This window comes from Nocardioides flavescens (genome assembly GCF_009823805.1).
In the GTDB taxonomy this organism is placed as follows: Bacteria; Actinomycetota; Actinomycetes; order Propionibacteriales; family Nocardioidaceae; genus Nocardioides; species Nocardioides flavescens.
In genome coordinates, this window is sequence record NZ_WUEK01000001.1 from 179068 (window position 1) to 199198 (window position 20131).

A 20131-nucleotide genomic window follows, 5' to 3' on the forward strand; every position below is an offset into this window, starting at 1 on the left:
ACTCTTCAGCCGGGGCCGCCGCCGCGCAGCAGCCGCGCCAGGCTGGCGCGCCGCACGGCAGCCGCCTCGCGCACCGCGAGGACCGGCACGACCAGCGCGACGAGAAGTGCCGCGAGCGGCACCCACCACGGCACGACCAGCGAAGGAGGCGCTGTCTCGCCGGTGACCACCTCGAGGCCGAGGTGACCGGTGATCGCCGCCGCGCAGGTCGCGCCGGCGACGAGTCCCGCGACGACGCCGGCCAGCACCGGCACGAGCAGCTCGCCGGTCAGCATCGTGAGCAGCGTGCGGTCGGGCACCCCGAGCGAGCGCAGCCGGCCTGCGGAGACGCGGCGGGCGGGCGCGTCGACCGTGGCGGCCAGCACCACGCCGAGGGCCGCGAGGGCGAGGAGCACCAGTGCAGACGCGGCCGCCAGGGCGACGAGCGCGCTCGGCAGCGGCGCGGCGCGGCGCTGCGCCAGCACGCCGGCGTACGTCGTCACGTCGTCGCCCGCCTCGGCGGCGGCCCGCACCGCCTCGACGGCGCCCGGGCCGGTGGCCCACACCGTGTCGGGAGGTGCCGTGGTGCCGGCACCGGCCAGGGCCCGGGTGTCGACGACCACGACGGGCTCGGCGGACCCCTCGACCTGCGGTGCCGTGCCGACGACGTCGAGCGGGACGACCGCGTCGTCCCAGCGCAGCTGCGCTCCCTCCCCCACCGCTGCCGATCCACCGGAGACGAGGGCGCGGACCCGACCAGGGCCCTCGAGCCGGGCCGGACCCGACCCCGCGGGCAGGTCGCTGTCGTCGAGCAGCCGCGCCCACGCTGCCGCGTCGACCACCACGAGGCGCACGTCGACCGCCTGGCTGCTCGAGGAGAGCCGTGCGTCCGTGACCCGCGCGGCGACCGCGGTCCGCACTCCCGGGGCGGCGGCGACGGTCGCGGCGGTGCGGACGAGCGAGGGCTCCGGTGAGGCCCGGAGCCGGGCGTCGCCGCCGACGGCGACGCGAGCCCCGGCCTCCTGGCCGGCCCGCTCGGTCGCGGCCAGGGACACACCCAGCACGAGCTGGGCCACGGCCACGGTCAGCACCGTCAGCGGCAGCGCCCGGGTGCCCGCCTCGGCGACGCGGGCGACCACCACCAGGCGGCTCAGTCCGCTCGTGCGCCGGGCCCAGCGCAGGGCAGGGCGCACGAGCAGCGGCAGCGCTCGCACCAGCAGCAGGGCGGCGACGAGGGCCCACCAGGTCGAGACACTCCCGACCGCGAGGTCGCCGTCGCCCACGCCGCGCTGACGCAGCGCGAGCAGGCTCAGCACGGCTGCGGTGACGACGAGCCCCTCGAGCAGGAGCCGCCGGGTCGCGCGGGCCTGCACCAGCGCGCGGCGAGCGGCCCGGTTGGCCGGCACCCGTCGGGCCCCGGTGGCCCGCGCCGCCTCGACCGCCCCCAGCACCGGCGCGGCCAGCCCGGCGACCACCACGACGACCAGGACGACGGACGGCGCCACCGTCCACCCCTCGGGGCCGAGCAGCGCGAGGACCGCTCCGAGCCCGAGCGCCGTCCCGACGGCCGTGACGAGCACCGACTCGACCGCCAGCTCGAGACCGAGGCCGAGCAGACCCGCCCCCCGCTCGCGGGCGAGCGCGAGCGTGCCGGCCCGGCGCCTCACGAGCAGCTGCGCGCCCAGCACGAGCACCAGCAGGGCGGTCGCCGTCAGACCGACCAGCAGGAGCTGCGCCTGTCCGCGCGCCGTCGCGACCTGGGTGAGCGCGTCGTCGAGCACCCGGTCCAGGAGGGTGTCGAAGCCCGTGCCCGTCAGCTCACCCTGGCCGCCCGACTGCAGCCCGACGACGGCCCGGCGCAGCGCCGGCGCCCCGCGCCAGGTGACGTCCTCGGGCACCGGCAGGAAGCTGACCTGCTCGCTCAGGTCGTCGGACGGTACGCCGATCCGCAGGTCGGGCAGCGACGCGTCACCGACCAGCGCGGTGGCCGAGGTGCGCACCACGCCCTCGGTGGTGCCGGTCGTGGCGCTCAGCAGCCCCGGCTGGGCGAGCCACGCCTCGTCGTCCGGATCGACGGGACTGAAGATGCCGCTGACCCGCACGTCCACGGAGCGACGGGCCTCGTCCTCGACCTCGAGCTGGTCGCCCGCCCCGACTCCGAGGGCGGACGCGGCGCTCGTCGAGAGCCCGACCTGCACCGGCCAGGGCGGTGCCGCCGCGTCGACGACGACGGCCTCCTGGCCGGGCGCGGCGCTGCTGGCGGGCGCCTCGCCGTCGACCCAGGTGACCGACGGCGGACCCGAGGCCGTGGCGACGTAGGCCAGCCGGAGGTAGCGGCCGGGTCCCGCGTCGGTCAGCTGGAGGGGCTTGGAGGTCAGGGAGACCACCCCGGGACGGACCGCGGCGGCGAGCACGCGGGGCATCCGGCTGCGCGCCGACTCGACGTCGCCCGCGAGACGCTCGACCGAGCCGGGGTCGCGCCGGCGCGGGCCTCGTGAGTCCGGCTGTGCCACGGTGGCGACGACGGCCCCCCGGGTGCCGGCGTCCCTGACGGACGCCGCCACAGCCCGGTCGGCGGTGCGGACGGTGAGCGGCCCGACCGCGGCGAGCAGGGCGGTCACGAGGGCCACCACGGCCGCCGTGAGCACCAGCAGGCCGCGGTCGGTGCGCAGCCGGCCGCGCACGCTCGGGCCGTGCGGGCGAGGCAGCGTCCTCATGAGTGGTCATCTCCGGAAGTTCTCCGGGTGTCCCGCACCCCGAGCACGCACCTCGCTGCGTTGCAGACACTCGCAAGACGACCCGGTATGGCGTCGCGCCTGCGCCTTGCGATGCACGCACTCGGAGCACGGGCCACCCCCGAACAACTTCCGGACATGACCACTAGTCACCCACCCTCAGCCCGGCGGTGTCGGAGCCATGCACCTGACGAGCCGTCAACACCCACGTCACCAGGGCGACCCCGGCGACGGCGACGCCCAGCACGAGGAGCTCCTGGGCCCACGGCCAGGTCGCCAGCGCGCGCGGCACGGGCGCCGCCCCGAGGTCGGAGCGCACGACGAGCGGTCCGAGCACCAGCGTGACGAGGGCACCGACCGCGGCCCCGACGACCACCAGCGGCGCGAGGAACGCCGCCTGCTCGCCCAGCAGCAGCCACCGGGCACCGCGGCGCGACAGACCGAGGGCGCGCAGCCGGGTGAGCTCGGCCGCACGACGTCGCCGGTCGCTGCCGGTGACGATCGCGGTGCCGGCCCAGAGCAGTGCGATCGAGGCGGCGCTCAGCAGCGTGAGCGCCGTCGGCACGGTGACCTGCAGCGGCCCCCGGGTCAGGTCGGCGGTCACCGCGGCGCGGGTGCGCACGGTGCCGAGGTCGAGGTCCCTCAGGGCCGCGGGCGCTCCCGCGGCGGGGTCGGCGAACCACCAGCCGTCGACGACCGGGTCGAGCGCGCCACCCGCGACCAGGGCCCGCGACAGGGTGTCGGTGTCGGCGAGCAGGGCCGGAGCCCCCGGGGCCGACGGCACGCTCGGCACCACCGCGACGACGCGCAGCGGCACCGCCGCCGTCCCCACCACCGCAGCCAGCTCCCCGCCCACGCGGGTGCCCACCGACGACGCCAGCGACGACGAGACCGCGACCGGGACGGCGTCGGGCGGGTCGAACGCCGTCGCCAGGACCGTGCCGCCCCCGTAGGACAGGTAGGTCACGTCGACGTCGGCACCGACCGCCACCAGCGCGCGACCGGTGGCCGGCGCGGACACGGCGACGCGGGCGTCCTGCACGGGGCTGTCCCGCGCAGTCTCGACGTGCCACCCGTCCCCGGCTCCGCGGCCTGCAGCCAGCGGACCCGAGCCGCGCAACCCGATCCTGATGCGCACCGGCACCACTCCGGCCTGACCGGTGTCGGGCGACGGGCCGTCGAGGCGCAGCGACAGGGCGACCAGGCTCGACCCCGCCGCGACCGGGGCGTCCCAGTCCAGGACGTGCGGGCGGCCGTCGAGCGCCACCGCGGTCGCACCGACCGGGTGTCTCAGCCCGTGCGCGTCCTGCACGACGGCGGTCGGCGTGACCGTGAGGGCCAGGGGCGTGTCCGCGCGGCCCAGGAGCACGGCGTCGCCGAAAGCCGCACCGGTGACCGCGGAGCCCGGGCTGAGAGCCTCGCCGATCCCGGCCCACGTGGTGCCCGGCGCCCCGCGGCCGCGCAGCAGCGCACCGGCGACCGTGGTGTCGAGCGCGACGAGCCGGGGCGCGGGGCCCGCGCCGCCGACGTACCTCCCGAGGGCGAGCGGCCGGTCGACGACCGCGGAGGCGGCCGCGGCGCGGACCCGCGCGGCCGCACTCTCGAGCGTGGCGAGCTCGGAGGTGTCGGCCGGGCCCGGCAGGGTCAGGGTGAGGTCGCTGCCGGTGCGCAGGTCGGCCTGGTCGGCCTGCGAGCGCTCCCAGGTCGCACGCAGTCCCATGCCGAACGTCGCCGCGGCGACCGAGGCCGCGACGAGCAGCACGGCCGTGCCGGGGTGGGCACGGCGCGCCGCCTGCTGGATCGCGAGCGGCCCGACCAGCGAGCGCGAGCGCGGGGCGAGCCGGGCGCCGAGGTGCAGCGCGAGCGGCGCCACGCGCACGGCGACCACCGTGACGGCGCCGAGGCAGAGGGCCGGCGCGAGCGTGGCCACGAGGTCGGTGCGACCGGTCGCCGCCTCGGGCTGCGAGCGCAGCTGCCACCAGCCAAGGACGGCCACGCCCGCTGCGACGGCCAGGAGGACGAGGTCGGCACCGGCGCGCGCCAGCGCCCAGCGGCGCCGCGTCGCGACCGAGCTGGTGCGGGTGTCGACGCCGGTCGCGACCAGCACGGGCACCACCGCGGCGGCGGTGAGGACCGCGACGGCCACGAGCCCCGGCGACGCTGCGGGCGCCTGCCGGAGCCCGGCGGCGGACAGGGCACCGGTGCGGGTCACAGCCGCGTGCAGGAACGACGCCGCCGGGACGGCGACCACCGCCGCCGCCACCGCGAGGAGCGCCCCCTCGCCCGCCGCGGCCGCGACCTGCTGCTGCGGACTCGTGCCGAGCGCGACCAGCAGCACCCGTTCCTCGTCGCGCGCCGAGGCCACGAGCCGACCGGCGAGCACGAGGGCGGCCAGCGACAGCGCGGCCCCCAGCAGGACGGCCACGAGCACGGTGGCGCGGCCCGCGGTCTGCTGACCCTCGATCCGCTCGACCGTGGCGGGGAGCTGTGAGGCGATCCGGGTGATGCGCACCCGGTCACCGACCTCGGTGTCGAGCAGGGTGGTCGCACCGTCGAGCCTGGCGGCGGCGGCCCGCACGGTGGCGGGCGTGGCGAGTGCGACGTCCGGCTCGGCCTCGACCCGCAGGCTCGAGACCGGCGATCCTGACGTGACGAGGGCGCCCTCCTCGACGACCAGCGGTCCGTAGGCCGCGGCCTGCTGCGAGCCGTCGCTGTAGTCGGCCTGGTAGCCCGCCCCGCGCAGCGGGTCGGCGTCCCACCCGGACGGCGACGAGGCGCGGTAGGTCCCGACGACCACGAGCGAGACGGGCTCCACGGAGCCGCCGATGCCGGTCGCCCGGCCGAGGGTGACCCGGGTGCCGACGGCGAGCCCGAGCCGTTCGGCGGCCGCGACGGGCACGGCGGTCTCCGCGAGCCCCGACTCGGGCAGCGACCCGGGCGGCTCAGGCCAGCGCCCGGAGACGATCTGCGCGTGCGGGGCGATGCCGTCGCCGGCCGCGAGGTAGGCGAGCCCGGCACCGGCCGGGCTCTCCAGCTCCCGCATCCTCGAGGTCACGACCGCGCTCACCGACGGGTCGAGCCCGCGCAGGACGTCGCGCAGCTGCCCGGCGGCGACGTCACCCACCCCGTCCGCGTCGTCGGCGGCGAGGTCCACGAGGAAGGCGTCGACGGCGAGCTCCTGCGGGTCGCTGCGCTGCACCCCGCGGGTGAAGGCGAGGTCCTGGGTCGGGCCGAGCAGGAGGGCACAGACGCCCAGCAGCGTGGCCGCCAGCGCGACCAGGGCGGTCACCGACAGCGCGAGACCCCACTGCGCCCGGGCGCGGCGCAGGAGCAGCGTCAGCACGTCCGGCCCGTCACTCCCCCACGCGCCCGTCGGCGATCGTGAGCACCCGGTCGGCGAGCGACATCATCACGGGATCGTGCGTGGCGACGATCGCGGTGACGCCCTCCGACTCGACCACCGCACGCAGCAGCGCCATCACCGCCAGCCCGGTCTCGGCGTCGAGCTGGCCGGTCGGCTCGTCGGCGATCAGCAGCCGGGGCGAGCCCGCGAGCGCCCGCGCGATCGCGACCCTCTGCTGCTGCCCACCCGAGAGCTCCCCCGGACGCTGGTCGGCGTGGTCGCGCAGGCCGACCAGGTCGAGCAGCAGCGCGACGCGCTCCTCGCGCGCGGCGGCCGGAGTGCGCCGCAGCCGGAGCGGCACGCCGACGTTCTCCGCTGCCGTGAGCGCGGGCATCAGCCCGAAGGTCTGGAAGACGAAGGCCACGGTGTCGCGACGCAGCCGGCTGCGCCCGTCGTCGTCGAGCGCGGTCACCTCGGTGCCGTCGACCTCGACGGTGCCGGCGTCGGGTCGGTCGAGCCCGCCGACCAGGTTGAGCAGCGTGGTCTTGCCGGACCCCGAGCGCCCGACCACCGCGACCAGCTCGCCGGCGCGCACCTCCAGGTCGACGGCGCGCAGCGCGTGCACCGGCGCCGGCCCGGTGCCGTAGGTGCGGGTGAGGCCGCGGACCACGACCATCGGGTCGTGCGGGCGCCGGAAGGTGTCGCTCACGGGGTCTCAGCGTCCCGGTGTCCGTCGGAGCGGATCTCCACGTGGTCACCGGTCAGGGCCAGCCGCACCCGCCGGGTGAGCTCGAGCGCCTCGCGGAACTCCCGCGGCACCTGCACCCGGCCGGCGCGGTCCATCACGGCGTACTCCTCCGCGGGGCCGAGGGTCGCACCACCGCCGTCGGCGCGCAGCACCTCGCTGCTGGTACGGCCGTCGCGGATCGCCACCGTGCGGGCGACCTGGCCGCTCACCGACGGGTCGTGGGTGACCACGACGACCGTGGCGCCGAGATCGCGGTTGGCGGTGCGGAGGGCGTCGAAGACCTCCTGGGCGGTCTCGCTGTCGAGCTCGCCGGTCGGCTCGTCGGCCAACAGCACCCGCGGCGCGTTGGCCAGGGCCACCGCGATCGCCACCCGCTGCTGCTCGCCGCCCGACATCTGGTCGGGACGCCGGTCGGCGCAGTGCGCCACCCCGAGGGTCGTCAGCAGGTGCTCGGCCCGTTCGGCTCGCTCGCCACGAGGCGTGCCGGCGATGCTCATCGGCAGGTCCACGACCTCGCGGCCGGTGAGGTACGGCACCAGGTTGCGCGCGGTCTGCTGCCGCACGAACCCCACGATGTGGCGGCGGTAGTGCAGGCGCTCGGCGCGCGTGAGCGTCAGCAGGTCGTGCCCGGCGACCCGGGCCCGGCCGGCGGTCGGGGCGTCGACCCCGGCCAGCACCTGCAGCAGCGTCGACTTTCCGGATCCCGAGGCGCCGACCAGCGCGATCATCTCGCCGGCGTGGACGAGCAGGTCCAGCCCCTGCAGGGCCTGCACCTCGATGCCCTCGGACTGGTAGATCCGCACCAGGTTGTCGCACACCACGAGCGCGTCGTGGCCCCACTCGGGCGCGCGCTCGGGCGCCGCGGGCAGTCCCAGACCGACTCCTGCCACCGTGCCCCGTGTCCTCCCGTCGCGGCACGGCGACACCCCGTCGTGCGGGTCGATCGTACGGATGCCAAGACCCACCGAACAGGGGCTGTCGCGGGGAATCCGGTCGCGTGGTCTCGAGACGGCCGTAGCCGGCCTCCTCGACCACCGGTGCCGGTGGTCGAGGAAGGACGAAGTCCTGTCTCGAAACCACGCCCGAACGCAGAAGCGCCGCCGGGCGGGGCCCGGCGGCGCTTCGTGGCGAGTACCCCCGACCGGATTCGAACCGGCGCTACTGCCGTGAGAGGGCAGCGTGCTAGGCCGCTACACAACGGGGGCTTGCAACCTGCTGAACACTACTGGGAACGCTCTGCAGGGGTGAAATCGTGGCCGTGTGGCCTCGGTCTCGCTGGGATACTAGGACTCGAACCTAGACTAACTGGACCAGAACCAGTCGTGCTGCCAATTACACCATATCCCACTGTCTTACCAGTGTTCGGCCCCGGCGACCTGCTCGGCAGATCGGCCCGAGGCCGAAGAGAAACCTACACGGGCGGTCGTGCGGGCTCCAACTCAGCACCCGCCTGACCACCCCGGCCACCCGCCTCGGGCACCGTGCGCGTCGCGATGCCAGCACGCCGGGCGGCCCAGGTCGCGAGCACGAGGTAGACCACCGACTGGGTCACCGTGGTCGGCAGGCTCCACCAGGTGCCGCCGGTCGGGTTGAGCGCAGAGCTCATGTCGGAGAAGGCCAGGGCCAGGCCGAAGGCCAGGAAGTTGTTGAGCACGTGCATGGCGATGCCGGCCTCGAGCCCGCCGGTCGTGATGACCAGGACCCCGGCGACCAGCCCGAAGGCGAACCGGTCGACGAAGACCGGCGGGTCCTGGGCGCCGTGGGCCAGCGCGAAGATCAACGCCGGGACGAGCACGGCCGCCCAGCGGGAGCGCAGCAGGCCGCCGAAGGCCTGGGTGAGGTAGCCGCGGAAGGCGTACTCCTCCCCTGCCGCCTGCAGCGGGGTCAGCAGCAGCACGACGAGCACGAAGTCGCGCGTCGTGCTCGTCCAGTCGTTGACCTGTCCGGTGATCTGCGGGTCGCCGCTCTGCGCGGGCAGGAGGGCGGAGACGAGGAGGGTCGCGACCAGCGCGACGAGCGCCAGGCCGAAGCAGGTCGCCATCCAGCGCCAGCGCGGCCGACCCGCGACGGAGGCGACCCAGCCCGGGCGCATGCCGTGCAGCGCGAACGCCGTCAGCAGCACGCACGGGATCGCCAGAGCCCACAGGGCGTTGAGGAAGGCCAGGCTGAGCGGGCTGACGTCGTCGGTGTCGGCGAGCGAGGACAGGAAGTCGCCCACGCTCCCGCCGCCACCGAGCACCACGAAGCCGACCGTGAAGGCGACCATCAGCACGATCAGCGCGATGAACTGGGTCAGGATCCCGAGGGTCAGCACGCCGACCAGCGGCCGCCACCACGACCAGCGGCGGGCGCGCTGGAGCAGGTGGTACTCCAGTCCCGGCCCCTCGGGTCCCGGCCCCACGCCTGCGCTCACGTCGGCCCCGCTCAGCCGAGCGCGTCCTGCAGCCGCCGCAGCGACCGCTCGCGCCCGAGCAGCTCGAGGGACTCGAACAGCGGCGGCGACACCTTGCGGCCGGTGACGGCGATGCGCACCGGACCGAACGCGACCCGCGGCTTGAGCCCGAGGCCCTCGATGAGGGCGTCGCGCAGCGCCGCCTCGATCTCCGCTGTCGACCAGACCTCGAGTCCCGCGAGGGCCTCGTGGGCCGCGCGTACGACGTCGCGACCGGCGTCGTCGAGGGCGTCGATGCGCTCGAGGGAGTCCTCGTCGGCGAACAGGAAGCCGAGCATCGGGGCGGCCTCGGTGAGCTTGTTCATCCGCTCGGCCACCAGCGGCATCGCCAGCGACAGCAGTTGCGCGTCGGCGTCCGAGACCGGGTCGGTGAGCACCCCGGCCTGCTGCAGCCACGGGACGACCCGGTGCTCGACGTCCTCGATCGACAGCATCCGCACGTGGTCGGCGTTGATGGCCTCGGCCTTCTTGAGGTCGAAGCGCGCGGGGTTGGGCACCACGTCGCGCACCTCGAAGGCCCCGACCATCTCCTCCAGCGTGAAGACGTCGCGGTCGGGCGCGATCGACCAGCCGAGCAGCGCGAGGTAGTTGAGCAGTCCCTCGGGCAGGAACCCCTGGTCGCGGTACATGAACAGGTGCGACTCGGGGTCGCGCTTGGACAGCTTCTTGTTGCCCTCCCCCATCACCAGCGGCAGGTGGCCGAACTCCGGCACGCCCTCGCTCACGCCGAGCTCGACCAGCGCGCGGTGCAGCGGGATCTGGCGCGGGGTGCTGGAGAGCAGGTCCTCGCCGCGCAGGACGTGGGTGATGCCCATCAGCGCGTCGTCGACGGGGTTGACCAGCGTGTAGAGCGGGTCGCCGTTCGCCCGGCAGAGCGCGAAGTCGGGGACGAACTCGGTCTGGAACGTCGTCTCGCCCTTCACCAGGTCGTCCCAGGTCACCGCACCCTCGGGCATCCGGAACCGGACCACCGGACGGCGTCCCTCGGCCTCGAACGCCGCGACCTGATCGGCCGAGAGGTCGCGACAGAAGCCGTCGTAGCCCTGCACCTTGGAGCCGCTCGCCTTGCGGCGCGCGTCGACCTCCTCGGTGGTGCAGTAGCAGTCGTAGGTGAACTTCGAGTCGCGCAGCTTCGCCAGGACGTCGCGGTAGAGGTCGCCGCGCTCGGACTGGCGGTACGGCGCGTGCGGGCCGCCCTTGCCCGGACCCTCGTCCCAGTCGAGGCCGAGCCACTCCATCGCGCCCAGCATCGCGTCGTACGACTCGGTGGTGCTGCGCTCCTTGTCGGTGTCCTCGATGCGGAAGACGAAGGTGCCGCCGTGGCGGCGCGCGAAGACCCAGTTGTAGAGCGCGGTGCGCGCGAAGCCGACGTGCGGCGAGCCGGTCGGCGAGGGGCAGAACCGGACGCGGACGGGGCGGTCGCCGGTGCTGGTGCTGGTCTCGGTCATCGCTTGGCCACCGTGTTGCTCAGGCTGCCGATGCCCTCGACGACGACCTCGACGTCGTCGCCGACCTCCATGGGCCCGACGCCGTCGGGGGTGCCGGTGAGGATGACGTCGCCGGGCAGCAGCGTCATCGCCGCGCTCACGTGGGCGACCAGGGTCGGGATGTCGAAGACCAGGTCGGCGGTCGTGCCGTCCTGGACGAGGTCGCCGTTGAGGTAGGTCTGCACGCGGCGGCCGTCGGCGAAGGCCTGCGGGTCGAGGTCGTCCTCGATCCACGGGCCGAGCGGGCAGAAGGTGTCCATGCCCTTGGCGCGGGTCCACTGCCCGTCGGACTTCTGCAGATCGCGGGCGGTGACGTCGTTGGCGATCGTGTAGCCGAAGATCACGTCGGTGGCCTGCTCGACCGGCACGTCGCGGCAGATCCGGCCGATCACGACGGCGAGCTCGCCCTCGTAGTGCAGGTTGCTCGTCTGCGGTGGGTAGAGCACCGACTCGCCGGGGCCGATGACGCTGGTGTTGGGCTTGAGGAACATCAGGGGCTCGGTGGGCACGTCGTTGCCCATCTCGGCCGCGTGCTTGGCGTAGTTGCGTCCGATGCCGACGACCTTGCTGCGCGGCAGCACGGGGGCGAGGAGCTTGACGTCGGAGAGCTTGTGCTCCTGGCTCAGGACCTTCGTGCCGACGTACAACGGGTCGCCGGCGAGCGCGACCACGACCGCGTCCGGATCCGGCTGGCCGTGCTCGTCGAGCTCGCCCGTCACGACCCCGAACTGGGGCTCCTCACCTGCACTGAACCTCGCGATGCGCACCCCTCGACACTATCGAGCGGCGCCACCGGCCGGTTCGTCGCGGCGTACGCCGTCGCGCACACTGGTGGCGTGGACCTCACCGCGTCGCGCCCGGCGAGCCTCAGCGAGGAGCAGTGGCGCACCCGCGCCGCGGCCCACGAGGCCCGGGTCGACGCGCTCGTCGGTGAGCACCTCGCGCGTCGCCAGGCGGGTGTGAAGCACCCGGTCCACGACTTCCTCTTCACCTACTACTCCTTCCGCCCCGCCCAGCTGCGGCGCTGGTCGCCCGGGTGGGGCGTGCGGCTCGAGGGCGGCGCCGACCTCGAGCCGGGGGCGGACCTGCTGGAGTCGCGAGCTCCCCTCGTGGAGTCGACCCGCCGCCTGCTGGCCGCGACGGCCGGCCGCCCGGCGCACTACGGCTGCTTCGGCCTGCACGAGTGGGCGATGGTCTACCGCCTCGACGAGACCCGCACCCGCCACGCCAGCCACCCGCTGCGCCTGGGCCCCGAGGGCACCGACCGGGTCGTCGAGTCGCACCGCATCGCGTGCTCGCACTTCGACGCCTTCCGGTTCTTCACCGAGCCGGCGCGCCCGCTCAACACGCTCGCCCCCACGTCGGCCGACCGCGTGGAGTTCGAGCAGCCGGCCTGCCTGCACGCCGGCATGGACCTCTACAAGCACGCCTTCCGCGTCGCCCCGCTCGTGCCGAGCGAGCTGGTGGCCGACTGCTTCGAGCTCGCCCGCGACATCCGGGTGCTCGACATGCGCGCCTCGCCGTACGACCTCGCCCCGCTCGGCTACGAGCCGGTGCGGATCGAGACACCGTCCGGCAAGCAGGAGTACGCCGAGGCCCAGCGCGGCTTCGCCGAGCGCGGTCAGGTGCTGCGGGCCGAGCTGCTCGTCGTGTGCGAGCGGCTGCTGGCCGCGGTCGCCGGCGCGGCTGTCTAGGCTCTCCTCGTGGACGTGGTGCAGGTGGCGGTCGCCTCGCTCGCCGCGCTGCTGCCCATCACCAACCCGCTCGGCGCGCTGGCGGCGTACGCCGGGCTGACGGGGTCCTTCACCCCCGCCGAGGTGAAGCGGCAGGCCACCATGACGGCGATCTACGTCTTCGCGATCCTCGCCGTCTTCACACTCCTCGGCTCGCTGGTGCTGGAGGCGTTCGGGATCAGCCTCGGCGCGCTGCAGATCGCCGGCGGACTGGTGGTCGCACACTCGGGATTCGGGATGATCGTGCCGCGCGAGGGGTTCACCGCGGCCGAGAAGGACCACGCGGCGACCAAGGACGACGTGTCGTTCTCGCCGATGGCGCTGCCGCTGGTCGCCGGTCCCGGCGCGATCGGCGTCGTCATCGCGCTGTCCGCCCGCCACCCCGGCATCGCGGAGCGCGGCGCGATCGTCGCCGCGGTGGCCGTGCTCGCCGTGGTCATCGGCGTCCTGCTGCGCTTCGGCACGCCCCTGGTCGCTCGCCTCGGCCCGACCGGCATCGGCGCCCTGACGCGCATCATCGGCTTCCTCATCCTCGCCATCGGCGTCGAGCTCGTCGTGCACGGCGTCCAGGCGGTCGGGCTCACGTGAGGCCGCCCCACGTCCGCGGTGCGATGCCGTGGCTGCGCTCCGGGCCGCTGTGGCGCGTCTCCGCCGAGCACGCCGGCCTCGTCGACGCCTACCTCGCCTCCGAGGAGTACCTCCGCCTCGACCTCGACGGCCGCCAGGTCGTCGACCGCGCCTCGGCCCACGCCCAGCTCGCCTCGCTGCTCGACTTCCCGGACTGGTACGGCGCCTCGTGGGACGCCTTCGCCGACTGCGTCCACGGCTTCGTGTCCGACCACGACGGCGCCCGCGTCGCGCTCGTCTGGCACGACCTCGACGTCTCCGCCCGCCAGGCCCCCGCCACCACCCTCGAGCTCGGCTGGGCCCTCCTCGACGCCGCCTTCACCCACCGCTGGTCCGAGACCGGTCGCCCGACGTTCTGGCTCGACGTCTTCGGTCTCGGGTCCGGGTCGGACTTCGACGGTCCCTGAGGCCAGTTCCTCGACAGTCGAACATCCGGGACGCTGGCACGTACCGAAAGTTCGACTGTCGACATCAGCCAGCGTCGCCCAGCCCGAACCCGACGGAGGTCGGACGGTCGCCGAGGAGCACGTCGAAGGTGACCTGGCCGTCGAGGGCGACGCCGGAGGCGCCCGGGAACACGAGCACGGCGCCGGCGGACGAGCCGGCCGGGACCGAGGTCGCGGCGTCGGCGCCGGTGAGGACCGTGCTGGCCTCGACGTAGAGCGCGCCCCGGGCGCGCACCTCGAGGGCGGCGTCGCGGGAGGTGAGGCCGACGACGATCGCGAGGTCGCCGCCGGGCGCGACCACGGCCACACGAGGGGCGACCTCGAACAGCCCGTCGGGCTCGAACGGTCCCTGCCCGCTCACGTCCACCACCTCGTCGGCGAGCGAGCCGCTGTCGACGCTCAGGTCGGCGAGCGCCCCGTCCGACCCCTCGGCGCCGACAGGGTCGGCGTACGTCGTGCAGGCGTCGGCCACGCAGACCTTCCACGGTCCGTCGCCGCTGACCGTCGCGGCGCTCACCGGTCGCCCGGCCGCGGCCGACGCGCGGGCGTACGTCGCCAGCGCGGCGGCGTACTCGCGTGCGGGCGAGCCCGGCGCGGCGTCCTCGGCGGCCCGGTCGAGCGACGACGGGTCGCCCGAGGCGACCGCCTCGACCCAGGCTCCGGCGTCGGCACCGGACGGCTCTGACGAGGACTGCGGGTCTCCGCTGCATCCCCCCACCAGCAGCATCAGCAGGGCCAGCGGAGCCACGACCGGAGCGACGCGCAGTGTCCTCACGACTGCCTAGGGAAGCGCTGACCAATGGCGAGGGCGGCGTCAGCCCCGCCCCAGCACGCACCCGAGCGGTTTCTCCTCAGTCGCCGTGCCTCCGGCACGGCTCCCTCGTCGGCACCGCCCGTGCACGCACCGGAACGACGCTGACATCCACCCCCATTGATCAGCACTTCCCTAGTCTGACCCTCGTGGGCAACGCGGGCGAAGAGGTGCGCGACGAGGACTGGTACGCCGTCGAGCTGGGCCCGGAGACCCGCCACGTGGGGGTCCGGTTCGTCGAGGTGGACCTCACCGAGGCCCGCACCCACGGCGCGGTGTTCGAGGACTGCTCGTTCGAGCGCTGCCGTTTCAACGCCTCGGTGCACACCGCCACGGCGTTCACGGGCTGCACCTTCAGCGGCACCAACCTCTTCGACGCCACCCTCGACGGCTGCAAGCTGACCGGCTCGACGTTCACGCGCTGCACGCTCAAGCCGGTGACGGTGCGTGGCGGGCAGTGGCGGGCGGTGTCGCTGCGCAGCGCCGACCTGTCCGGGCTCGACCTCACCGGACTCGACCTGCGCGAGGCCGACCTGTCGTCGGCGGTGCTGACCAGGGCGGTGCTGCGCGGCGCCCGTCTCGGCGGGGCTGAGCTCCACGGCACCGACCTGAGCGAGGCCGACCTGCGCGGCGCGCAGCTCGACGGCGTCGACCTGACGGCGGCCCGGCTGCGCGGCACCCGGCTCGACCTGGCGGGAGCGGTCGCGCTGGCCGAGCTGCACGGCGCTGTCGTGGACCTTGTGGTGGACTCCTCAGCCGGGTGACCCGCGCCGGTCGGCATACTGCTGACCATGACGTCGCCGTTCGACCAGCTGGCCAGCTCCATCCTCGACGGCAAGCCCGCCACCGAGGACGACGCCCTCGCGGTGCTCCGTTCGCACGACGACGAGCTGCTGGACGTGGTGGCCGCGGCGTTCCGGCTGCGGCGCGAGCACTTCGGCCGCACCGTCAAGGTCAACTACCTGGTCAACCTCAAGTCCGGCCTGTGCCCCGAGAACTGCAACTACTGCTCGCAGGCCCTCGGCTCGACCGCCGACATCTTGAAGTACAAGTGGCTCGACACCGACGAGGCCCTCGCCCAGGCGAGCGCCGGGCTCAAGGGCGGCGCGACCCGGGTGTGCATGGTCTCCAGCGGCCGCGGCCCGACCCACAAGGACGTCGAGCGCGTCGCCGACATGGTCGGCACGATCAAGGCCGAGCACCCCGAGGTCGAGATCTGCGCCTGCCTCGGCCTGCTCAAGGACGGCCAGGCCGAGCGGCTGCGCGAGGCCGGCGTCGACGCCTACAACCACAACATCAACACCGCCGAGTCCCACCACGACCAGATCGTGCAGACCCACACCTACGCCGACCGGGTCGACACCGTCACCAAGGCCAAGGGCGCCGGCCTGTCGCCGTGCAGCGGCCTGATCGCCGGGCTCGGCGAGACCGACGAGCAGCTCGTCGAGGCGCTCTTCGCGCTCAAGGAGCTCGACTCCGACTCGATCCCGATCAACTTCCTGATGCCGTTCGACGGCACCCCCTACGAGAACGTCTGGGACCTCACCCCCCTCCGCTGCGTCAAGATCCTCGCGATGGCGCGCTTCGTGTGCCCCGACAAGGAGATCCGCATCGCCGGCGGCCGCGAGATGCACCTGCGCTCGCTGCAGGGGCTCGCGCTGCAGGTCGCCAACTCGATCTTCCTCGGCGACTACCTCACCTCCGAGGGCCAGGCCGCCGAGGCCGACCTCGAGCTGATCCGCGACCACGGCTTCACCGTGCTCGGTGCGCCCGACGCCCCGGTCGAGGTCCTCGACGCCGGGTCGGGTGTCGAGACGCGCGACCCGAGCAAGCGCCGCCGCGGCGCCGGGACGGCGATCGCGCCCAACGCGTGACGCTCGACTCCCCCGCCGACCTGCTCGCCTACGACCGCGAGCACGTCTGGCACCCCTACACCTCCATGACCGACCCCGCGCCGGTGCGGATGGTCGCCTCGGCCGCCGGCACCCGGCTGCGGCTCGCCGACGGCACCGAGCTCGTCGACGGCATGTCCTCGTGGTGGGCGGCGGTCCACGGGTACGCCGTGCCGCAGCTCGACGCCGCCCTGCGCGACCAGCTCGGCGACATGGCCCACGTGATGTTCGGCGGGCTGACCCACGCCCCCGCCGTACGCCTCGCGCAGCGGCTCGTCGAGGTCACCCCCGACGGGCTCGAGCACGTCTTCCTGGCCGACTCGGGCTCGGTGAGCGTCGAGGTCGCGCTGAAGATGGTGCTGCAGCACCAGCGCGGGACGGGGCACCCCGAGCGCACCCGGATGCTGACCGTGCGCGGCGGCTACCACGGCGACACGTTCGGCTGCATGGGCGTGTGCGACCCGGTGGGCGGGATGCACTCGATGTTCGCCAGCGTGCTCCCCCAGCACGTGTTCGCGGACCGTCCCCCGGCGCCCGGAGGCGACGTCGAGACCTGGGCAGCCGGCGTCCGCGCCCTCGCCGAACGGCACGACGACCTCGCCGGCATCGTCGTGGAGCCGCTGCTCCAGGGCGCCGGTGGGATGCACGTCTACGACGCCGCCTGTCTGCGCGTGCTGCGCGAGGTGGCCGACGAGCACGGCCTGGTGCTGGTCTTCGACGAGATCGCGACCGGGTTCGGGCGCACCGGCACGTTCTTCGCCGCCGAGGCCGCCGGGGTCACCCCCGACGTCCTGTGCGTCGGCAAGGCGCTGACCGGCGGCTACCTCACGATGGCGGCCGTCGTCTGCACCGGCGAGGTCGCCCGCGGGCTCTCGGCGTCGGAGTCGGGCGTGCTCATGCACGGGCCGACCTACATGGGCAACCCGCTCGCCTGCGCCGTGGCGCTGGCCTCGCTCGACCTGCTCGAGTCCTCGGACTGGTCCGCCAACGTCTCCCGCGTCGGCGCCGGGCTGGCTCGCGGCCTCGAGCCGCTGCGCACCGCACCCGGCGTCGCCGACGTGCGCACCATCGGCGCCGTCGGGGTCGTGCAGCTCGACCACCCCGTCGACACCGTCGCCGCCTCCGACGCCGCGATCGCCGAGGGGGTGTGGGTCAGGCCGTTCCGCGACCTGGTCTACGTCATGCCGCCCTACGTCACCACCGACGCCGACGTCGAGCTCATCTGCCGCGGGGTCGCCGCGGCGGTCGCGGTCGCATGAGCGCCACCTGGAGCGACTGGCTGGCCGGGCAGGCCGCCGCCCGCGAGGCCGCGGGGCTCGTGCGCACCCTGCGCCCGCGCGCGTCCGACGACGGCCTGGTCGACCTCGCCGGCAACGACTACCTCGGCCTCGCCCGCGACCCCGCCGTCGTCGAGGCCGCGGGTGCCGCGGCTCGCCGCTGGGGTGCGGGCGCGGGCGCTTCGCGCCTGGTCACCGGCTCGCTCGAGCTCCACGCCGACCTCGAGCGCGAGCTGGCGGCGTACGTCGGGCAGCCGGCCGGGCTGGTGCTCTCCACCGGCTACCACGCCAACCTCGCCATCGTCGCCGCCCTCGGCGGACCCGACGTGCTGGTCGTCTCCGACGCCCACATCCACGCCTCGCTCGTCGACGCGGTGCGGCTCTCCCGCTCGACGCTGACCGTCGTGCCCCACTCCGACGTGGCGGCCGTCCGCACGGCGCTCGAGGCCGCCGACGGTCGCCGGGTGCTCGTGCTCGCCGAGTCGGTCTACTCGGTGCTCGGCGACGAGGCGCCGCTCGTCGAGCTCGCCGCCCTGTGCGAGGAGCACGGTGCCCTGCTGGTCGTCGACGAGGCCCACGGGCTCGGAGTGCACGGGCCCGGCCTGGTGCGCGAGCGCGGGCTCGCGGGACTGCCACACGTCGTCGTCACCGTCACCCTCTCCAAGGCGCTCGGGAGCCAGGGCGGCGCCGTCCTGGGGCCGCAGCCGCTGCTCGACCACCTGGTCAACCGCGCCCGTCCGTTGATCTTCGACACCGGGCTCGCGCCGGCCGCCGCGGGCGCCGCGCTCGAGGCCCTGCGCCAGCTGCGGGCCCGCCCCGAGCTCACCGACCTGGTCACCCGGCGCCGCCACGACCTCGCCGCCACCCTCGGCGTCGAGCCCACCGCCGGAGCGGTCCTCTCCGTGCCGATGCCCTCGCCCCAGGTCGCCGTGGCCGCCCAGGCCGCGGCCCGCGACCAGGGCGTCGCCGTGGGCTGCTTCCGGCCGCCCTCGGTGCCCGACGGCGTCTCGCGCCTGCGCGTCACCGTGAGCGCCGGTGTGCCGCAGGCCGACTGGGACCGCGCGGTCGAGGTGCTGCTCGCCGTCGTGAAGGAGCACCGGTGAGCCGCGTCGTCGTCGTCACCGGCACCAGCACCGGCGTCGGCAAGACCGTCGCCACCGCCGCCCTGGCCGTCGAGGCCGCCCGCACCGGCTCGGTCCTCGTCGTGAAGCCCGTGCAGACCGGCTCGCTCGACGGCGACTCCGACGCCCGCGAGGTCGCCCGGCTCACCGGCGGCGAGGTCCAGGAGTGGACCGTGCTCGAGGAGCCGCTGGCGCCCGACACCGCCGCTCGCCGCCAGGGCGTCTCGATCCCCACCGTCGCCGCTCACGCCGCGCGGCTCGCGAACCTCGTGCCGTCGTACGACACGGTGGTGGTGGAGGGCGCGGGCGGGTTGCTGGTGCGCCTGGACTCCGACGGCGGCACGCTGCTCGACCTCGCCCTGGCCCTGCGGTCGTCGCTCCCCGACGTCCCCGTCGACGTCGTCGTGGTCGTGGCCGCCGGGCTGGGCACCCTCAACCACACCGAGCTCACGGTCCAGGCGCTGCGGGCGCGCGACGTCGAGCCCGCAGGGCTGGTCATCGGCTCGTGGCCGGCCGAGCCGGGACTCGCCGAGCGGTGCAACCGCGAGGACCTGCCCCGCATCGGCGTGGACGTCGTCGCGACGGTGCCCGAGGGTGCCGGGGCCCTGGACGGTGACGCGTTCCGCGCTGCGGCAGCAGGCTGGTTCGCCGGCTGACTCTGCCGCCATCGGTGCCTCCCCGCCGGGACGCCCGTCCGTGGTCGCCGGGTCGCACGGCCCCCTAGCGTCCTCGTCCTGCGAACAGGAGGGACTCCAGATGGGCTTCACCGACCGACTCGGTGGCATGGCGCGTGCGTGGGTGCACGTGAAGACCACCGAGCTGATCACCACCGACCGCTCCGTCCGCGAGGACGCCGGCCTCCGCTCCGACCAGGTCGAGCACGAGGCCCGGGTGGGCCTCGGTGACCAGGCGGTGCGCACGGCCCTGCCCGGCCTCGCCGACGCCGCCGAGCGCCAGGCCGAGCGCCGCCGCCTCGCCGAGGCCGAGCAGGTCGCCGCCGAGCAGTCCGAGCTGCGGGCCCTCCCCCGCGCGCAGGTCTCCCTCCGGTCGTCCGGGACCGCAGACGGCGCGGTCGATGCCGAGCTGCCCCTGCGGTGGGAGGAGGTCGACGGCGAGCTGCTCGTCGAGGTCCTCCCCCTGGCCGACGCGCGCCCGGTCCTCGACGGCCACGAGCTGACCCGCCTGGCCTTCCTGCTCCCGGAGCCCGCGAGGGACGGCACCTGGGACCTCGCGGCGGTCTACGCCGCGCGCCGGGCCTCCGGGCTCGACGACCTCCTCGACTGGGGCCTCGAGCTCGGCGACGACGGTGAGTCGGCGTGGTGGTTCGACCCCGGCGCCGGCCCCTCGACGCTCACCCTGGCCGACGACTGTCGCCGCGTCTCGCTCGCCCTCTCGCTCAGCGGCGCCGCCGGTCGCGCCACGGTGACCGCCGAGATCACCCGGGCCGTGCCCGCCGCGCCTCTCTGAGGCCGTCGCCGTG

Annotated in this window: 17 protein-coding genes and 2 tRNA genes; 9 read left to right on the forward strand and 10 right to left on the reverse strand. The window is 75.0% G+C overall.

Going from position 1 to position 20131, the window contains the following annotated elements; genetic code table 11:
* Window positions 1-5: 5 nt before the first annotated feature.
* From GRQ65_RS00865 to GRQ65_RS00905, 9 genes are all read right to left on the reverse strand, one after another.
* Window positions 6-2696 carry an FtsX-like permease family protein gene (locus GRQ65_RS00865; protein ID WP_160874218.1) on the reverse strand — a complete coding sequence of 897 codons (2691 nt, stop codon included), beginning with the start codon at window positions 2694-2696 and terminating at the stop codon, window positions 6-8.
* A gap of 163 nt (window positions 2697-2859) precedes the next feature.
* Window positions 2860-6057, reverse strand: coding sequence for a permease-like cell division protein FtsX (locus GRQ65_RS00870; protein WP_160874220.1), 3198 nt, complete (start codon window positions 6055-6057; stop codon window positions 2860-2862).
* Window positions 6058-6067: 10 nt separating this feature from the next.
* Window positions 6068-6766, reverse strand: coding sequence for an ABC transporter ATP-binding protein (locus tag GRQ65_RS00875; protein ID WP_337191406.1), 699 nt, complete (start codon window positions 6764-6766; stop codon window positions 6068-6070).
* Complete coding sequence (locus GRQ65_RS00880) at window positions 6763-7695, reverse strand: ATP-binding cassette domain-containing protein (RefSeq protein ID WP_160874221.1); 933 nt, start codon at window positions 7693-7695, stop codon at window positions 6763-6765. The genes GRQ65_RS00875 and GRQ65_RS00880 overlap by 4 nt, the downstream gene beginning before the upstream one ends.
* 242 nt (window positions 7696-7937) lie before the next feature.
* Window positions 7938-8010, reverse strand: a tRNA-Glu gene (locus GRQ65_RS00885).
* Window positions 8011-8080: 70 nt separating this feature from the next.
* Window positions 8081-8152: transfer RNA gene (locus tag GRQ65_RS00890), tRNA-Gln, on the reverse strand.
* Window positions 8153-8216: 64 nt separating this feature from the next.
* Window positions 8217-9218, reverse strand: a complete 1002-nt coding sequence (locus GRQ65_RS00895; RefSeq protein WP_337191407.1) for a CPBP family intramembrane glutamic endopeptidase — start codon at window positions 9216-9218, stop codon at window positions 8217-8219.
* An 11-nt stretch (window positions 9219-9229) separates the two neighbouring features.
* Complete coding sequence (gltX, locus tag GRQ65_RS00900) at window positions 9230-10705, reverse strand: glutamate--tRNA ligase (RefSeq protein WP_160874222.1); 1476 nt, start codon at window positions 10703-10705, stop codon at window positions 9230-9232.
* Window positions 10702-11511: a fumarylacetoacetate hydrolase family protein gene (locus tag GRQ65_RS00905; RefSeq protein WP_160874224.1), complete on the reverse strand. Its 810-nt coding sequence runs from the start codon at window positions 11509-11511 to the stop codon at window positions 10702-10704. Before GRQ65_RS00905 ends, gltX begins: the two co-directional genes overlap by 4 nt.
* 69 nt (window positions 11512-11580) lie before the next feature.
* Between GRQ65_RS00905 and GRQ65_RS00910 the strand changes: the two genes are divergently transcribed.
* From GRQ65_RS00910 to GRQ65_RS00920, 3 genes are read left to right on the forward strand one after another with little or no spacing between them, the layout of a single operon-like run.
* The gene (locus tag GRQ65_RS00910) at window positions 11581-12438 is read left to right on the forward strand and encodes a 3-methyladenine DNA glycosylase (protein ID WP_160874226.1); all 858 of its coding nucleotides are present in this window, start codon (window positions 11581-11583) and stop codon (window positions 12436-12438) included.
* 9 nt (window positions 12439-12447) lie between these two features.
* Window positions 12448-13065, forward strand: coding sequence for a MarC family protein (locus GRQ65_RS00915; RefSeq protein WP_337191408.1), 618 nt, complete (start codon window positions 12448-12450; stop codon window positions 13063-13065).
* Window positions 13062-13511, forward strand: a complete 450-nt coding sequence (locus GRQ65_RS00920) for a barstar family protein (RefSeq protein ID WP_160874228.1) — start codon at window positions 13062-13064, stop codon at window positions 13509-13511. The genes GRQ65_RS00915 and GRQ65_RS00920 overlap by 4 nt, the downstream gene beginning before the upstream one ends.
* A 64-nt stretch (window positions 13512-13575) precedes the next feature.
* On the opposite strand, the gene GRQ65_RS00925 is transcribed toward GRQ65_RS00920, so the two are convergent.
* Window positions 13576-14325, reverse strand: coding sequence for a hypothetical protein (locus GRQ65_RS00925; RefSeq protein ID WP_160874230.1), 750 nt, complete (start codon window positions 14323-14325; stop codon window positions 13576-13578).
* A 185-nt stretch (window positions 14326-14510) separates the two neighbouring features.
* On the opposite strand from GRQ65_RS00925, the gene GRQ65_RS00930 reads away from it, so the two are divergent.
* The 6 genes from GRQ65_RS00930 (at window position 14511) to GRQ65_RS00955 (ending at window position 20118) form a co-directional block, all read left to right on the forward strand.
* Entirely contained in the window at window positions 14511-15125 is a 615-nt protein-coding gene (locus GRQ65_RS00930) for a pentapeptide repeat-containing protein (protein WP_160874232.1), read from the forward strand.
* A gap of 27 nt (window positions 15126-15152) precedes the next feature.
* Window positions 15153-16235, forward strand: coding sequence for a biotin synthase BioB (gene bioB / locus GRQ65_RS00935; protein WP_160874234.1), 1083 nt, complete (start codon window positions 15153-15155; stop codon window positions 16233-16235).
* Window positions 16232-17512 carry an adenosylmethionine--8-amino-7-oxononanoate transaminase gene (locus GRQ65_RS00940; RefSeq protein WP_160874236.1) on the forward strand — a complete coding sequence of 427 codons (1281 nt, stop codon included), beginning with the start codon at window positions 16232-16234 and terminating at the stop codon, window positions 17510-17512. The genes bioB and GRQ65_RS00940 overlap by 4 nt, the downstream gene beginning before the upstream one ends.
* Window positions 17509-18633 (forward strand): 8-amino-7-oxononanoate synthase, encoded by a 1125-nt coding sequence (locus GRQ65_RS00945; RefSeq protein ID WP_160874238.1) that lies wholly within the window; start codon window positions 17509-17511, stop codon window positions 18631-18633. Before GRQ65_RS00940 ends, GRQ65_RS00945 begins: the two co-directional genes overlap by 4 nt.
* Window positions 18630-19307, forward strand: coding sequence for a dethiobiotin synthase (gene bioD / locus GRQ65_RS00950; protein WP_160874240.1), 678 nt, complete (start codon window positions 18630-18632; stop codon window positions 19305-19307). Before GRQ65_RS00945 ends, bioD begins: the two co-directional genes overlap by 4 nt.
* Window positions 19308-19407: 100 nt before the next feature.
* Complete coding sequence (locus GRQ65_RS00955; RefSeq protein ID WP_160874242.1) at window positions 19408-20118, forward strand: hypothetical protein; 711 nt, start codon at window positions 19408-19410, stop codon at window positions 20116-20118.
* Window positions 20119-20131: the final 13 nt, after the last annotated feature.